Raw genomic sequence first — 16,236 nt, 5'->3', positions numbered from 1 at the left:
GGAGGAAACCATTATGCGTATCGAATGGCTTAATCAAGGGACGATAGCCAGCGCTTCGGCGTCTGGCGTGTCGCGTCGCAGCTTCATGAAAGCGGGCGTGGTGGCAGGTGGTGGTTTTGTGCTGGGCTTCGTGGTGCCGGGCGCTGGCCGCTTCGCCAATGCGCAGCAGCCGCCGGCCAAGGTGTACCAGCCGAACGCTTTCCTGCATATCGCGCCGGATAACCGCGTGACGGTGCAGGTCAATCGCCTGGAGTTCGGGCAGGGCGTGCAAACTTCGCTGCCGATGCTGATCGCCGAAGAGCTGGAGGCCGATTGGTCGCTGGTGAACGGTGCGCTGGCGCCGGCTGGTGACCAGTACAAGGATCCGGCATTCGGCATCCAGATCACCGGTGGCTCGGGCAGCATCGCTCACTCCTTCACTCAGTATCGCGAAATCGGCGCCAAGGCGCGCGCGATGCTGATCGCTGCGGCGGCCGAGCAGTGGAAAGTGCCAGCGGATCAAATTAAGACTGTGAAGGGCACGCTGATCGGCCCTGCAGGCCAGAAGGCCACTTATGGCTCGCTGGCCGATGCCGCCATGAAGCAGCCGGTGCCTGCCACCGTCAAGCTGAAAGACCCGAAAGATTTCACCCTCATCGGCAAGCCGGTGAAGCGCCTCGACGCGCGCGCCAAGTCCACCGGCAAGCAGCAATTCGGCATGGACTTCAAGGCGCCGGATAGCAAGGTCGCTGTGGTGGCGCGTCCACCGGTGTTCGGCGCCAAGGTCGCCAAGTTCGACGCCAGCAAGGCCAAGGCTATCAAGGGCGTGATCGATGTGCTGGAAGTGAAAACGGATCGCGGCGGCAGCGGCGTGGTGGTGATTGCGGACGGCTACTGGCCGGCCAAGTCGGGCCGCGAAGCATTGGCCATCGACTGGGATACCAGCGCCGTGGAGAAAGTCAGCAGCGACAAGCAGTTGGCCGAGTACAAGGCGCTGTCGCAAAAGCCGGGCAATCCGGTGCGCAAGGCCGACACCTCCAAACTGGCTGGCGCGGCGAAGAAAATCTCCGCTGTGTATGAATTCCCGTATCTGGCGCACGCGCCGATGGAGCCGCTGAACTGCGTAGTCGATCTGCGCGCGGACGGCTGCACCGTATGGGCCGGTTCGCAATTCCAGACCGTGGACCAGGGCGCGATTGCCGCCACTGCAGGCCTGAAGCCGGAGCAGGTGGTGCTGAACACGATGATGGCCGGTGGCGGTTTCGGTCGCCGTGCGGTGCCGACGTCGGACTATCTGGTTGAAGCAGTCAATATCGCCAAGGTATGGCAGGCTGCGGGCCACAAGGAACCGGTCAAGGTGATCTGGAGCCGTGAGGACGATATCAAGGGCGGCTACTATCGTCCATCGCACGTGCACCGCGCCGATATCGGCATCGATGCCAAGGGCGAGATCGTGGCGTGGAATCACGTCATCGTCGGCCAGTCGATTGTCAGCGGCACCATGTTTGAGCCGATGATGGTCAAGGACGGCGTCGATGCGACGATGGTAGAAGGCATGGGCGAACCGTACGAAGTGCCGCTCAACCTGAGCGCCCACACGGTGAAAACCAATGTGCCAGTGCTGTGGTGGCGTTCCGTCGGCTCTACCCACACCGCCTTTGTGATGGAAACCCTGATCGACGAAGCGGCGCATGCGGCCAAAATGGACCCGGTGGCCTATCGCAAAAAGCTGGTGGGCGAGAAGGGCAAACGCCACATCGCTGCGCTGGAGCTGGCGGTTGAAAAATCCGGCTACGGCAAGAAGGCTTTACCTAAAGGCCAGGCTTACGGCGTGGCGGTGCACGAATCGTTCAACACCGTGATCGCTTATGTGGTGGTGGCGTCCGTGAAGAATGGCACGCCGAAGCTGCACAAGGTGACGGCGGGCGTTCACTGCAACACGGCAGTCAATCCGTTGACCATCGAAGCGCAGATCCAGGGCGCGGCGCTGATGGGCCTCGGCATGACTTTGCCGGGTGCCGCCATCACGCTGAAGGATGGCGTGGTCGATCAGCAGAACTTCAGCGACTACGTGGTCGCGCGCATGACCGACATGCCGAAGATCGATGTGCACATCGTGCCGTCCAACGATCCGCCAACCGGCATGGGCGAACCTGGCCTACCGCCGCTGGCGCCGGCGTTTGCTAACGCGCTGTTCAAGTTGACCGGCAAACGCCTGCGCAAGCTGCCGTTCGACCTGGCTAGCGCCTGATCTGGATGGCGTTAGTCGGAATCCTGCTCGCAGCCGGACGCGGTCGACGCTTCGACCCGTCCGGCGTTGAAAACAAGCTGCTGCAACCGCTGGGTGCTGATGACGGCGGCGACGTCGTCGTCGCTGCAAGTGCAAAAAACATGCTGGCCGTGCTGTCGCGCGTAGTCGCGGTGGTGCGCGAAGGCGACGACAAGGTCGCCGCGCTGCTGGGCCGCCTCGGTTGCGAGGTGCGCGTCTGCGCTACCGCCGACATGGGCATGGCCGAATCCCTCACCACTGCAATCGAATATACCAAGGGCGCCGAAGGATGGCTGGTCGGGCTGGGCGACATGCCGCACGTCCAGCCGGACACCATGCGTGCCTTGGTCGCTACAATAGAACGTGGCGCGCGCATCGCGGCGCCCGTTTTTGAAGGACGACGCGGCAATCCGGTCGCCTTTAGTGCATATCATCTGCCGTTGCTGCTGGCGCTAGACGGCGACCAGGGGGCGCGCGCAATTTTAAAAAGCCACGCGGTGAGCGAAGTGGTGGTCGATGATGAAGGCGTGGTGCGCGACATCGACACAAAACAGGACTTATGATGAAAAAAAACCAATCGGCTATCGCCTATACCATCGTCGGCCATGATCTGGCCGCGCACTTGTTCCATGTTTCGGTGACGGTGGCCGCACCGGCCGAAGGTGGCCAGATTTTCGCGCTGCCGGCGTGGATCCCCGGCAGCTACATGATTCGTGAGTTTTCTCGCAATATTGTGCGCATTCGCGCCGAGTCGAAGGGCGAGCCGGTTGAGTTGACCAAGCTGGATAAGCACACATGGCAGGCCGCGCCGCTGGCCGACCGGCGCGCGCCGCTGACGCTGCATTACGAAGTCTATGCCTGGGATTTGTCGGTGCGCGCTGCGCATCTGGACCAAACCCACGGCTTCTTCAACGGCACCAGTGTGTTCCTGCGCGTGCTGGGGCAGGAAGAACAGCCGCACGTGGTGGATATCCAGCGGCCGCAGGACGAAGCGGCGCAGGACTGGCGCGTAGCGACCTCGCTGCCGGAGCTGAAGGCGAAACGTTATGGTTTTGGTACTTACATCGCCTCCAATTACGATGAGCTGATCGACCACCCGGTGGAGTTGGGAGACTTTGCGCTGGCCACCTTCAAGGCGCACGGCATCCCGCACGACATCGTCATCACCGGCCGCGTACCGAACCTGGACCTGGCGCGCCTGAGCGCCGACCTGAAAAAAATCTGTGAAACCCAGATCGCCTTCTTCGAGCCGAAGACCAAGAAAGCGCCGATGGAGCGTTACGTGTTCATGACGATGGCGGTGGGCGACGGCTACGGCGGCCTGGAACACCGCGCCTCGACTGCGCTGATTTGTAACCGCAGCGACCTGCCGACCACTTCGGCCAAGAACAAGGACATCAGCGACGGCTACTTGCAATACCTCGGCCTGTGCAGCCACGAGTATTTCCACACGTGGAATGTAAAGCGCATCAAACCGGCTGTATTCGCACCATATAACCTGCAAGTTGAAAACTATTCGCCGCTGCTGTGGTTATTTGAAGGTTTCACCAGTTATTACGACGATTTAATGCTGGTGCGTGCGGGTTTGATCGGCGAGCCTGCATATTTCAAGCTGCTGGGTAAAACCGTGGGCAGCGTATTGCGCGGTGCTGGACGTACCAAGCAGAGCGTGGCTGATTCGAGTTTCGACGCTTGGGGTAAATATTATCGCCAGGATGAAAATGCACCTAACGCCATCGTCAGTTATTACACCAAAGGATCGTTAATTGGTTTGGCGCTGGATTTAAGTATTCGCGCTAAAACCGGCGGTAAAAAATCGTTGGATGATGTAATGCGTGCCTTGTGGCACCGTTATGGCCGCGACTTTTATACTGGCGGTGGCCGCGGCGTTACTCCGGCGGAAGCTGAAGCTTTATTCGATGAAGTCAGCGGTGGCCGCTTTAAAGCTTTCTTCGATAAATATATTCGCGGTACCGAAGATTTGCCGCTGGCGAAATTGCTGGCGCCGTTCGGTGTTAAATATACCGACGAACGCAAATCGGCCAAGCCGAGCTTTGATGCAAACCTCGGCCGCGACGGTAATGATTGCAAACTGTCCGCTGTCCATGAAAATGGCGCCGCCCATGGCGCTGGATTGTCGGCTGGCGATATTCTGGTGGCCATCGATGGCCTGCGCGTAACGGCCACCAACCTGGATAATCTGCTGTCGCGTTATGCCGTCGGCGAGTCGATTCAGGTGATGGCTTTCCGCCGCGACGAGTTAATGAGTTTCGATCTGGTGCTGCAAGGCGACCGCGTACCAGGTGTTACTTTGACACTGGAATCGGCAGTTAAGCGGTCCGGGCCGCTCCGGCCGAGCGCAAGTCGCTGATTTTCAAGCCGCATCCCTCTGATGCGGCTTTTTTTTGGCCTGAATTTATGCTAACTTTTAGCATGTAAAAGCTCAAATCTGGCGTGTATCGTGATCCTGCTCGACCCAACTACCGTAATTTTCATGGCCACGCTGATGGCCTGCGCCATGAGCGTTGTGCTGTATTCCGCCCATTTGAGCTTTCCCAAAGAGATTCAAGGCATGCGCGAATGGGCCGCCGGCTTGTTATTCCTGGTAGCCGGTGCTGTGCTTTTCTGCATGCGCGATACCTCGGCAATCGTCTCGTTGGCCGCTAATGCGTCATTAACCTGGGGATTAGGCTTAACCCTGATAGGCACCGAGAAACTATATGAGGTGCCACCGTCGTGGCGCATATTCCATATGGTCTGGATCGTAACCACGCTGGGCATTGCTTACTGGCGGATTATCGAGCCGAATTTCAGTGCGCGCGTCGCGGTGTTTTCCTTGACGGTGTTGGTGTTTTATGTGCGCCAGGTATTCCTGATCTGGAAATTCGGCGAGCCGCATTTCTCATCGCGCTTTTTCGGAATTTTAATGTCGATTCAAACCGTGGTGGTTTTCACGCGCGGTGTTATCGCATTAATATTTGGTGGCCAATATGTCGATATAACCACGGTGGGTGCATTCCAGAGTTTATATCTGGCAGTCGGCCATTTCATGATTTTGTTACTGACTGTGGGCTTTATGACGGTTTGCACACGCCGCCTGCAAATCATCCTTGAGCGTCGCTCGACGCTCGATCCATTAACCGAGGTATTAAACCGTCGCGGCTTTGCCGATATTTACGCCAAAGAGCATGCCTTGATGCGCCGGGAGGGCACATTCATGACCATGCTGAATATCGATATCGATCACTTTAAACAGATTAATGATAGTTACGGCCATGCTGTCGGCGACCGTGTTTTAGTGGATGTGGCAGCGGTCATTTCCAAAGCCCTGCGCGCATCCGATCACGTGGCCCGTTTCGGCGGCGAGGAATTCGTGGTGCTGCTGCCGGCCACCGGGCTGGACCGGGCGCTGCATATTACCGAGCGCATCCAGGCCGCGCTGCGCACGCCGCGCGCGGACGTGCCGCCATACGCGGTCAGTTTCGGCGTGGCGTGCCAAACCAGCGCGGATGAGAGCCTGGATGGCATCCTGGTCCGTGCCGATAAAGCGTTGTATTGCGCTAAGGAAAGAGGGCGCGACCGTTACGAGATCGCGCCGGAGGCCGTGCTCAGTCGAACAGGCGAGCCAGTTCGGCGCCAGGATCAGGCGCGCGCATAAACGCTTCGCCAACCAGGAAGGCGTGGACATTGGCGTCACGCATGGTTTTAACATCAGCCGGGGTCAGAATGCCGGATTCGGTGATCACCAGTTTTTCCGGTGGCATGCGGTCCAGCAGGTCCAGGGTGTTTTTCAACGAGACTTCGAAGGTGCGCAGGTTGCGGTTGTTGACGCCTACCAGCTTGGTTTTCAGCTTCAAGGCGGCCGTCAGCTCGTCGCCGTCGTGGGTTTCCACCAGCACGTCCATGCCCAATTCGTGGGTCACGGCTTCCATTTCTGCCATCAGGCCATGATCCAGCGCCGAGACGATTAACAGGATTGCATCAGCGCCCATCGCGCGCGCTTCGTAGATCTGGTAAATGTCGACCATGAAGTCCTTGCGGATCACCGGCAGCGAGCAGGCGGCGCGCGCTTGCTGCAGGTAGGCCACCGAACCCTGGAAGAACTGTTCATCGGTCAGCACCGACAGGCACGCGGAGCCATGGGCTTCGTAGGTGGCGGCGATTTCCGCTGGCCGGAAGTCGGCGCGCAGCACGCCTTTCGAGGGTGAGGCCTTTTTGATTTCGGTGATCACACCAGCTTTGCCGGCGGCGATTTTGGTGCGCAGGCTGGCTTCAAAGCCGCGCAGGCCGGCGCGCAGTTCGGTGTTGGATTCCACCTCGTCGCGCAGGCTGGCAAAGCTGCGGTGCTTCTTGGCTGCTGCCACTTCTTCGGCTTTTACCGCCAGGATTTTGTTCAGAATGTCAGACATGATTAGTTTTGCTCCGAGAGTGCAAGACGCGCGCCGAGGGCCAGGAACAGGCCACCCATCGTGCGGTTCAGCCATAGCGACACCAGCGGTTTGATTTTCAAACGCGTACTGGCGAAGGCGGTGAACAAGGCAAGGCCGTGGCAATACAGCATGCCGTTGAAATTAAAAATGGTGCCGAGGATGATGAAGGCCAGCGGTTTGCTGCCAGCATCGGCGTGAATAAATTGTGGCACGAAGGCCAGGAAGAACAGCGCCACCTTGGGATTCAGCACATTGGTGAGGAAGCCCTGGAAGTAGATCTTGCGCCAGGCTAGCGGCTGCGCTGCACGCGCCACCACGTCGCGGTCCTCGTCTTCGCCGCGCAGCTTCGAACGCAGCATGCCGATGCCCATGTAGACAATGTAGGCCGTGCCTACCCACTTCACCACCGTGAAAGCGGCAGCAGAAGTGGACAGCACTGCCGACAACCCCAGCGCCGCAGCCAGCACGTGAACCATGGTACCCGTGCCGATGCCCAGCGCAGCGGCTGAGCCGGCGCGCCAGCCCTGCGTCGCACTGCGCGACATGATGAGCAGGTTGTCCGGTCCGGGCATGATGTTCAGCAGCAGGCCCGAGATGATAAACAGCGTCAGGTCATGGATGCCGAACATGGTCAGTTACCTCGGCCGAGCGTTTGAGTGACTTCGACGAATTGATCGATCTTGCGCAGCGCCGCGCCGGACTGAATGGTTTCACGCGCGCGCTTCAAGCCATCTTCGATCGAGCTGGCCACACCGGCCGCATACAGCGCGGTGCCGGCGTTGAGCGACACGATATCGTAGGCCGGACCGGCTTCGCCGCGCAGTGCTTCCATCATGCGCTGCTTGGATTCGTTCGCATCGGCCACCTTCAGATTACGGCTGGCGATCATCGGCATGCCGAAATCTTCCGGGTGGATTTCATACTCGCGGATCTCGCCGTTAATCAGCTCACCGACCATGGTCGATGCGCCTAGCGACACTTCATCCATATTGTCTTTACCGTACACCACGATGGCATGCTGCGCGCCCAAACGCTGCAGCACACGCACCTGGATACCGACCAAGTCAGCGTGGAACACGCCCATCAGAATATTTGGTGCGCCGGCCGGATTGGTCAGCGGTCCCAGAATATTGAAGATGGAGCGCACGCCCAGTTCCTTGCGCACCGGCGCCACGTGCTTCATGGCGGCGTGGTGGTTCGGTGCGAACATGAAGCCGATGCCGGTCTGCGCGATCGATTGCGCAATCTGCTCTGGCTTCAGGTTGATATTCGCGCCCAGCGATTCAATCACGTCCGCGCTGCCTGACGACGATGACACGCTACGGCCGCCATGCTTGGCCACGCGTGCGCCAGCGGCAGCGGCGACAAACATTGCAGTGGTGGAGATATTGAAGGTGTGCGCGCCGTCGCCGCCGGTGCCGACGATGTCGAGCAGGCCGGTGGTGTCGGCCATCGGCACCTTGGTGGAGAACTCGCGCATCACCGTCGCGGCGGCGGCGATTTCACCGATGGTTTCTTTTTTTACGCGCAGGCCCATGGTCAGGGCCGCGACCATGGTCGGGGACATTTCGCCGGACATAATCTGGCGGAACAGGTGCAGCATCTCGTCGTGGAAAATTTCGCGGTGTTCGATGCAGCGTACCAGTGCTTCTTGATGGGTGATAGGCATGGCTAGTCCTTCTTTAATCAGCGTACGAGGAAGTTCTTCAACAGTTGGTGGCCGTGTTCCGACAGGATGGACTCGGGGTGGAACTGCACGCCCTCGATGTCGTAGTCCTTGTGTCGCACGCCCATGATTTCACCGTCGTCGGTCCATGCCGTCACTTCGAGGCAGGACGGCAGCGAGCTACGCTCGATAGCCAACGAGTGATACCGGATCACTGTGAAGGGAGATGGGAGGTCCTTGAAGACGCCCACGCCCGTATGCGCGATTAAAGAAGTTTTGCCATGCATGACCTGCTTGGCGCGGATTACCTTGCCGCCGAACGCTTCGCCGATGGCCTGGTGGCCAAGGCACACGCCCAGGATCGGCTTCTTGCCGGCGAAGTGCTTGAGCACTGCGATAGAGATGCCTGCCTGCGCCGGATCTTTCGGCCCCGGCGAAATGCAGATATGGTCCGGATTCAGTGCCTCGATCTCCGCAATCGTGATTTCATCATTGCGGTAGACGCGCACGTCTTCACCCAGCTCGCCGAAGTATTGCACGATGTTGTAGGTGAAGGAGTCGTAGTTGTCGATCATCAGCAGCATATTAGAACTCCCCATCCAGGCCATCTTGCACTTGCTCGGCGGCGCGCAGTACAGCGCGCGCCTTGTGTTCAGTTTCTTGATATTCCATCTCGGCGATGGAGTCGGCGACGATGCCGGCGGCAGCCTGCACGTACAGATTGCCGTCCTTGATCACGCCGGTGCGGATCGCAATCGCCACATCCATCTCGCCGCCGAACGACAGGTAGCCGCAAGCGCCGCCATAAATACCGCGCTTGGAGATTTCCAGTTCGTCGATGATTTCCATTGCACGCACTTTCGGCGCACCGGTCAGCGTACCGGCCGGGAAGGTGGCACGCAGCACGTCCAGGTTGGACAGGCCGTCTTTCAGCTTGCCCTCAACGTTGGAGACGATGTGCTGGACGTGCGAGTATTTTTCGATGATCAAACGGTCGGTCACTTTGACGCTGCCGATTTCCGAGATGCGGCCCAGGTCATTGCGCGCCAGGTCGATCAGCATCACGTGTTCGGCGATTTCTTTTTGATCGGCCAGCAGTTCTTTCGCCAGCTCGGCGTCGCGCTCCGGCGTCGAACCGCGCGGGCGGGTGCCGGCGATAGGGCGCAGCGTGACTTTCTTCTCGCCGTCAGGCGCGGTCTCGTTGCGCACCAAAATCTCTGGCGACGCGCCGACGATCTGCATGTCGCCGAAATTGTAGAAGTACATATACGGCGACGGGTTCAGCGAACGCAGTGCGCGGTACAGGCTCAGTGGCGAATCGACGTATGGCTTGCGGATACGCTGACCGATTTGCACCTGCATCAAGTCGCCGGCCAACACGTATTCGTGGGCCTTGGCGACGGCTTTCAGATAATCTTCCTTGGCGAATTCGCGCACAGCTTCGGTGCGTACCGAGGCAGTGGCCACCGGCACTTCCACGCCACGGCGCAGCATCACGCGCAGGTCTTTCAGGCGCTGTTTCGCTTTCGAGTAGGACTCTGGCTGGGTGGTGTCGGCGTAGACGATCAGATACAGCTTGCCGCTCAGATTATCAATGACGGCCAGTTCTTCGGTCACCATCAGCTGAATGTCTGGCAGGCCCAGATCATCTTTCTGCGCGCTGTGCGCCAGCGTTTTTTCGATGTGGCGTACGGTGTCGTAGCCGAAGTAGCCGGCCAGGCCGCCGCAGAAACGTGGCATGCCAGGACGGATCGCTACTTTAAAACGCTTCTGGTAAGCCTCGATGAAATCGAGCGGATTGCCTTCATGCGTTTCGATGACGGCGCCGTTTTTCACGATCTCGGTGCGGTTGCCGAAGGTGCGCAGCAGCGTGGTCGCCGGCAGGCCGATGAAGGAGAAGCGGCCGAAACGCTCGCCGCCCACTACTGACTCCAGCAGGAAGGTGTTCTTGCCGGCGTTCTGGCTCTGGGCCAGTTTAAGGTACAGCGTGAGCGGGGTTTCGAGATCGGCGAATGCTTCCGCGATCAGAGGAATACGGTTGTAGCCATCCGTGGCCAACGATTTGAATTCGAGTTCGGTCATGTGTTCTCTCCATGCGCTGGCCTAGGTGGGCCAGCGCAGTGGTGCATCAAAAAACCTGTCGCGCGCAAGCGGGCGGACGACAGCAATCAATTCGGCTTAGTTAGGCCAGGATTGCCAGCGTCGCCACAGCCAGGCCTCAATCGAGCCTGGTTGGTTGACGATGTGTTTTTTGGTGAGAGACGACATTTTGGTCAGTGTTCAGCTATTGGTGTGATGTGAACGAATCAGGCTAGCCGCTTCTAGCAGCGTGGTTACTATACCATCGGAATCGGTTTCGTGTATAGACTCTCCGTGGTTATAACCATATGGCACGGTCAGCACCGGGCAACCCGCAGCCCGCGCGGCTTGCGCGTCATTCGAAGAATCGCCGATGGCCACCACTTGCGACGGTGGCAGGTCGAAATCAGCGCACACGGTTTGCAGCGGCAGCGGGTCTGGCTTCTTGCGCGGCAGCGAGTCGCCGCCGTAGACCACTTCAAAGAACTGGTCCAGGCCTTTGAGTTTCAGCAGCGGCGTGGTGAAGCTGATTGGCTTGTTGGTCACGCAGGCGAGGCGCAGGCCGTTCGCCTTCATGGCGGTCAGGCCTTCGATCACTTGCGGGAACAGCGTGCTGTAATTGCCGTTAATGCTCAGGTAGTGGCGCTGGTAGGCGTCCATCGCTTGCGCAAACGCGGCCTCGACACGCTCCGCATCCCAATCCAGCGCCAGAACGGAGCGGATCAGGTTTTCCGAGCCTTTGCCGACCATCAGGGCGATTTGCTCCTGCGTGATCGGGCCCAGGCCCAGTTCCGCGCGCATGCCGTTGATCGCGACGTGGAAGTCGGGGATCGTGTCCAGCATGGTGCCGTCGAGGTCAATGATTGCGGCGCGCACGCCTGCCAGCACGCTCATGGTCTTAGACCTTGGCCAGATTGGCGCGCATGGCGTCGATCACGGCCTTGTAGTCTGGCTGGCCGAAGATGGCCGAACCGGCGACGAAGGTGTCTGCACCAGCTGCCGCAGCGGCAGCGATGTTGTCGATCTTGATGCCGCCGTCCACTTCCAGCAGGATGTCGCGGCCGGAGTCGTCGATCAGACGGCGTGCTTCAGCGATTTTCTTCAGCGCTTGCGGGATGAAGGACTGGCCACCGAAGCCTGGGTTGACCGACATGATCAGGATCATGTCGACCTTGTCCATCACGTGTTCCAGGTAGCTCAGCGGGGTGGCCGGGTTGAATACCAGGCCGGCCTTGCAGCCGTGGTCACGGATCAGCGACAGCGAACGGTCGATGTGGTCAGACGCTTCCGGGTGGAAGGTGATGATGTTGGCGCCGGCCTTGGCGAAGTCCGGGATGATGCGGTCTACCGGCTTCACCATCAGGTGCACATCGATCGGCACATCCACGTGCGGGCGGATCGCCTGGCACACCAGCGGGCCGATGGTCAGGTTAGGTACATAATGGTTGTCCATTACGTCGAAGTGGATGATGTCGGCGCCGGCCGAAACGACGTTGCGGACTTCTTCACCCAGGCGGGCGAAATCGGCGGACAGGATGCTAGGAGCGATGCGGTAGGTGGTCATGGCGTTGGGCTGGCCCGTGGGCTTGCGATAAAAAAGATGCGCTATTTTACGCTGCTCCGGCCGGCAATGGCCGTTTTCAGCAGCGTCCTCCTTGCGTCGCGACCTAATTTGCGGTGCAATGGGCACTTGGCGATATACAATCGCCAAGCTTGCAAATTAGAGGAATGTTGATGTCGAATTATGAATTTACCGTGTCGGTCAGAACGCAGTACCTGCCGGAGCAGTCGGACCCGGAGCGCACGAATTTTGTGTTTACGTACTCGATCACGATTAAGAACACCGGCAAGATAGCGGCGCAGCTGATCTCGCGCCACTGGACTATCACAGACGCCAACAACCATATCGAGGAAGTGCGCGGGCTGGGCGTGGTCGGCCATCAGCCGCTGCTGCAGCCGGGCGAGCAATTCGAATACACCAGTGGCGCGGCGCTGCAAACCCAGCAGGGTTCGATGGTCGGTGAGTACTTCTGCGTGGCTGAGGATGGCCACCAGTTCGAGGTTAAGATCCCGGAATTCGTGCTGTCGCTGCCGCGCACCTTACACTGATTACTTCTTCCCCTTCATCGTCCACCAGACGATGAAGACGAGCAGGAAGAAGGCCACGCCTGCTTCAACCATCAATAGCCACATAGTTATCCTTTTATGTCACTCAAGTCCCGTAGTCTACTCGTTCCGCTGAGCGCCGTCGCGCTGGCGTTGGCCGCCTGTACCTCCACGCCGCTGCCGCCGGATCAGTCCACTGTGCCGCCGGTGCAGCCGCAACCGCAACCGCCCGTCCAACCGACACCGCCAACGCCGCCGGTCCAGCCGCAGCCTCCTAAACCAACCGCGCTGCAAATGGTGCCGGCTACCTTCGCCGCGCTGCCGGGCTGGGACAAGGATGACCTGCGCGCCGCCTGGCCGGCGTTCACGTCTTCGTGCTCGGTGCTGATTAAGCAGGCGACGTGGAAAGAGGCATGCACCATCGCCCGCACCGTGAATGGCAACGATGAGCGCGCGATCCGCACTTTCTTTGAAGCTTTCCTCGAACCGAACCAGGTGGTCGCACCGGATGGCGCCACCGATGGCCTGATTACCGGCTACTACGAGCCGCTGCTGCACGGCTCCCGCAAAAAAGGCGGTGTGTACCAGACCCCGCTCTATAAAGTACCGGACGATATGGTCACCATCGACCTGGCCAGTGTCTATCCTGAGCTGAAGGGCATGCGCCTGCGCGGCAAGGTGGTTGGCAAGAAGGTGATTCCGTACTCGACCCGCGCCGATATCGAGTCGGCCAACTTCAGCGGCAAGGAGCTGCTGTGGGTGGATGATCCGGTCGAATCGTTCTTCCTGCAGGTGCAGGGTTCGGGCCGCGTGCAGCTGAGCGAAAGCGGCGAAACCGTGCGCGTAGCGTATGCGGACCAGAACGGCCATCCGTATAAATCCATCGGCAAGTACCTGGTGGAGAAGGGCGAGCTGACGCTGGAGCAGGCGTCTGCGCAAGGCATCAAGGCGTGGATCGCAGGTCACCCGACCCGCATGCAGGAGCTGTTCAACGTCAATCCAAGCTATGTGTTCTTTAAAGAAGAGCGCTTGCCGGATCCGAAGGTCGGCCCGAAAGGTTCGCTGGGCGTGCCGCTGACGCCGCAGCGCTCAGTCGCCATTGACGCTACCCAGCTGCCGCAGGGGGCGCCGGTGTTCCTGTCGACCACCCAGCCGAACAGCGACATCCCGATGCAGCGTCTAGTGATGGCGCAGGATACGGGCGGCGCGATCCGTGGCGCGATTCGCGTTGACTACTTCTTCGGTTTCGGTGCCGAGGCGGCCGAGAACGCGGGCCGCATGAAGCAGCGCGGCAGCATCTGGGTACTGCTGCCGAAGAAGTTCTAAGTTTTACTGCGCACCGACGGCGACAGGGCCAGCAACAGCATCAGCCCGATACTGCCTGCTGCCACGCAGGCCAGCCCGGTGCGCACATTGAAATGCTCGCCGAGATAGCCGGCCGTCAGTGCGCCGACCGGCGCAATCGCCACCGTCAGGAAGCGCATGGTGGACACCATGCGGCCCAGGTACTCATCCGGCGTGACCTGCTGGCGCAGGGCTGAGTAGGGCATCAGGAAAAGCATCACGCCGCAGTCGAGGAAGAATGACAGGGTGGCACAGGCAATCGCGCTAGCCAGCGGGTAGCCAAACAGGTTGGCCGGGATGAGCGGAATGACGATGTAAGTAAAGGTGCACATACCTACGCCCACCAGCATGGCGCCGGTGGCCCCGAAGCGCTTGCTTAGCGGCTTAAGCATCAACGAACTTGCCAGCACGCCGAGGCCGCCGATCATTTGCGCCACGCCCAGCATGCCCGGCGTCATACCGAGCTCGCGCGTTGCAAAGATCACACTCAGCGCAGCAAAACCGTAGAACAGCATATGCCATAGCCCCGAGGCCCAGGCCAGCGTGCGCAGCAGCGGCTGGCTCCAGATGAAGCGGAAGCCGTCCTGTATGTCGCGCAGCGGATGCTTATTAGAGGGCGGCGGTTTCGGATCATTGGCCTTCACATTGCGCAGCAGGGCTATCGAGACCACAAAGCCGAGCGCGTTGATGATTACCGCATAGGGCGCGGTCAGCCATTGAATCAATATGCCGGCCAGTCCCGGCGCCAGCAGGCGCGAGGCGGAGTCGGTTGCAGCAAACTTGGATTGGGCATCGGTCAGCTTGTCGCGGCCGATCATATTGGTCAGGAAAACCATCTCAGCACCGCCACCCACCACGCCGCAAGAGCCGGAAACAAACGACACCACATATAACCACTGCACCGTTAGCAGGCCCAGCCACCATGCCAGCGGGATGCTGGCCAGCGCGATTGCCTGGACGGCTTTGCTTGCCAATAAAATAGGCAGCTTGCGGTTGCGGTCGAGGAAAACCCCCGCAGGCAGGGCCAGCAGCGCGAAGGGCAGGGCTGCGGCCGCGCCCATCATGCCCATTTGCGATGGTGAGGCTTTGAGCATCAGCACCGCACACAGCGGCACTGCCAGCGCGCTGACATAACTGCCGAAACCGTTGAGGATGGCGGCGGACCAATAGCGGCGGAAGTCACCGTTGCGAAGAAGCTCGTCGCTGCGAAGGAAGTTAAAAATGGGAAGCTCTTTAGTGCTAGTTGCCGAATTTCAATCATACCAGCGCTGGGGATAGACGCTACAATCGATGAGTCATATTCCACAGTGGAGGAGCAACCCATGCAGTACCAAGACCTGATCGTAGAAGTGCACGATAAAGTAGCCCTGATCCGTCTGAACCGCCCGAAAGCCCTGAATGCGCTGAACGACAACATGATGAACGAGTTGGGCGATGCCTTATATAAGTTCGACGCCGATCCGGCCATCGGCTGCATCGTGCTGACCGGTAGCGAGAAAGCCTTTGCCGCCGGCGCCGATATCGCGGCAATGGTGGACTACAGCTATCCGGACACCTATCGCGACAACTACATCGGCCGCAACTGGGAGCACATTCTGCGCGTGCGCAAGCCGGTGATCGGCGCCGTAGCAGGCTTCGCGCTGGGCGGCGGCTGCGAGCTGGCCATGATGTGCGACTTCCTGGTCGCAGCGGATAGTGCCAAGTTCGGCCAGCCGGAAATCAAGGTCGGCGTGGTGCCGGGTGCAGGTGGCACGCAGCGCCTGCCGCGCGCCATTGGCAAGGCCAAGGCCATGGACATGCTGCTGACCGCACGAACTATTGATGCGGCTGAGGCTGAGCGCATTGGCCTGGTGTCGCGCGTGATCCCGGCAGATAAGCTGATTGAAGAAGTGCTGGCCATCGCCAAGCAGATCGCATCCATGTCGACTTCGGTAGCCATGCAGATCAAGGACTCGGTCAACCGCGCCTTTGAAACCACGCTGTCGGAAGGCGTTACTTATGAGCGCCGTTTATTCCAGGCTGCGTTCGGTACGCCTGCGCAGAAAGAAGGCATGCAAGCTTTCCTGGAAAAGCGCTTGCCAAACTTCGAAGGTCTTTGATATGATTCTGTCCCTCGCAAGACAACGCAGACGCTGAGAAGCGAAAACGAAGAAAAGCGAGGGATTGACGAGATGTAGAAAACGCTTCATAATCTCATCTCTCTGCTGCGAACAAAACGCTTCGCAGCGCAAGACAAGATCTTTAAAAATTAACAGTCGATAAGTGTGGGCATTTGGTGCTGCAACAAAAAGCATTAAATGCTCAACAAAGAAATATTCAGTAGAAATACTGTCAGTATTTTTGAGAAGAGCGAACCAGTGACC

Annotated in this window: 15 protein-coding genes; 7 read left to right on the top strand and 8 right to left on the bottom strand. The window is 59.5% G+C overall.

Annotated elements, in window-relative coordinates:
- Positions 1-13: 13 nt before the first annotated feature.
- From GTP46_RS00075 to GTP46_RS00060, 4 genes are all read left to right on the top strand, one after another.
- Positions 14-2,230 carry a xanthine dehydrogenase family protein molybdopterin-binding subunit gene (locus tag GTP46_RS00075; protein ID WP_161004614.1) on the top strand — a complete coding sequence of 739 codons (2,217 nt, stop codon included), beginning with the start codon at positions 14-16 and terminating at the stop codon, positions 2,228-2,230.
- A 5-nt stretch (positions 2,231-2,235) separates the two neighbouring features.
- On the top strand, positions 2,236-2,811 hold the full coding sequence (locus GTP46_RS00070; protein ID WP_161004613.1) for a nucleotidyltransferase family protein: 576 nt from the start codon (positions 2,236-2,238) through the stop codon (positions 2,809-2,811).
- Positions 2,808-4,619, top strand: a complete 1,812-nt coding sequence (locus tag GTP46_RS00065; RefSeq protein ID WP_161004612.1) for a M61 family metallopeptidase — start codon at positions 2,808-2,810, stop codon at positions 4,617-4,619. Before GTP46_RS00070 ends, GTP46_RS00065 begins: the two co-directional genes overlap by 4 nt.
- 90 nt (positions 4,620-4,709) lie before the next feature.
- Positions 4,710-5,906, top strand: a complete 1,197-nt coding sequence (locus GTP46_RS00060; protein ID WP_371869501.1) for a GGDEF domain-containing protein — start codon at positions 4,710-4,712, stop codon at positions 5,904-5,906.
- On the opposite strand, the gene trpC is transcribed toward GTP46_RS00060, so the two are convergent.
- The 7 genes from trpC to rpe form a co-directional block, all read right to left on the bottom strand.
- Positions 5,857-6,657: an indole-3-glycerol phosphate synthase TrpC gene (gene trpC / locus GTP46_RS00055; protein WP_161004611.1), complete on the bottom strand. Its 801-nt coding sequence runs from the start codon at positions 6,655-6,657 to the stop codon at positions 5,857-5,859. The two genes, GTP46_RS00060 and trpC, sit on opposite strands and share 50 nt — an antisense overlap.
- A 2-nt stretch (positions 6,658-6,659) precedes the next feature.
- The gene (locus GTP46_RS00050; protein ID WP_161004610.1) at positions 6,660-7,307 is read right to left on the bottom strand and encodes a LysE family translocator; all 648 of its coding nucleotides are present in this window, start codon (positions 7,305-7,307) and stop codon (positions 6,660-6,662) included.
- A 2-nt stretch (positions 7,308-7,309) separates the two neighbouring features.
- On the bottom strand, positions 7,310-8,347 hold the full coding sequence (gene trpD / locus GTP46_RS00045; protein WP_161004609.1) for an anthranilate phosphoribosyltransferase: 1,038 nt from the start codon (positions 8,345-8,347) through the stop codon (positions 7,310-7,312).
- A gap of 17 nt (positions 8,348-8,364) precedes the next feature.
- A complete protein-coding gene (locus GTP46_RS00040; protein WP_161004608.1) occupies positions 8,365-8,928 on the bottom strand; it encodes an anthranilate synthase component II in 564 nt (187 codons plus the stop codon).
- A gap of 1 nt (position 8,929) precedes the next feature.
- Positions 8,930-10,426 (bottom strand): anthranilate synthase component I, encoded by a 1,497-nt coding sequence (trpE, locus tag GTP46_RS00035; RefSeq protein ID WP_161004607.1) that lies wholly within the window; start codon positions 10,424-10,426, stop codon positions 8,930-8,932.
- A gap of 198 nt (positions 10,427-10,624) precedes the next feature.
- Complete coding sequence (locus GTP46_RS00030; RefSeq protein ID WP_161004606.1) at positions 10,625-11,317, bottom strand: phosphoglycolate phosphatase; 693 nt, start codon at positions 11,315-11,317, stop codon at positions 10,625-10,627.
- A 4-nt stretch (positions 11,318-11,321) separates the two neighbouring features.
- Positions 11,322-11,987, bottom strand: coding sequence for a ribulose-phosphate 3-epimerase (rpe, locus tag GTP46_RS00025; RefSeq protein ID WP_161004605.1), 666 nt, complete (start codon positions 11,985-11,987; stop codon positions 11,322-11,324).
- Between the two features lie 170 nt (positions 11,988-12,157).
- Between rpe and apaG the strand changes: the two genes are divergently transcribed.
- Complete coding sequence (apaG, locus tag GTP46_RS00020; RefSeq protein ID WP_161004604.1) at positions 12,158-12,532, top strand: Co2+/Mg2+ efflux facilitator ApaG/CorD; 375 nt, start codon at positions 12,158-12,160, stop codon at positions 12,530-12,532.
- A gap of 96 nt (positions 12,533-12,628) precedes the next feature.
- On the top strand, positions 12,629-13,855 hold the full coding sequence (gene mltA, locus GTP46_RS00015) for a murein transglycosylase A (RefSeq protein WP_161004603.1): 1,227 nt from the start codon (positions 12,629-12,631) through the stop codon (positions 13,853-13,855).
- Here the strand turns inward: mltA and GTP46_RS00010 are convergent.
- Positions 13,852-15,096, bottom strand: coding sequence for an MFS transporter (locus tag GTP46_RS00010; protein ID WP_161004984.1), 1,245 nt, complete (start codon positions 15,094-15,096; stop codon positions 13,852-13,854). The genes mltA and GTP46_RS00010 overlap by 4 nt on opposite strands.
- Before the next feature lie 99 nt (positions 15,097-15,195).
- Here GTP46_RS00010 and GTP46_RS00005 point away from each other — a divergent pair, with 99 nt between their 5' ends.
- The gene (locus GTP46_RS00005) at positions 15,196-15,972 is read left to right on the top strand and encodes an enoyl-CoA hydratase (protein WP_161004602.1); all 777 of its coding nucleotides are present in this window, start codon (positions 15,196-15,198) and stop codon (positions 15,970-15,972) included.
- Positions 15,973-16,236: the final 264 nt, after the last annotated feature.

The sequence above is a fragment of the Duganella flavida genome (assembly GCF_009857445.1).
GTDB lineage: Bacteria > Pseudomonadota > Gammaproteobacteria > Burkholderiales > Burkholderiaceae_D > Rugamonas > Rugamonas flavida.
The sequence above is the reverse complement of the archived record's forward strand: the minus strand, read 5'-3'. Positions and strand labels throughout refer to the sequence as shown.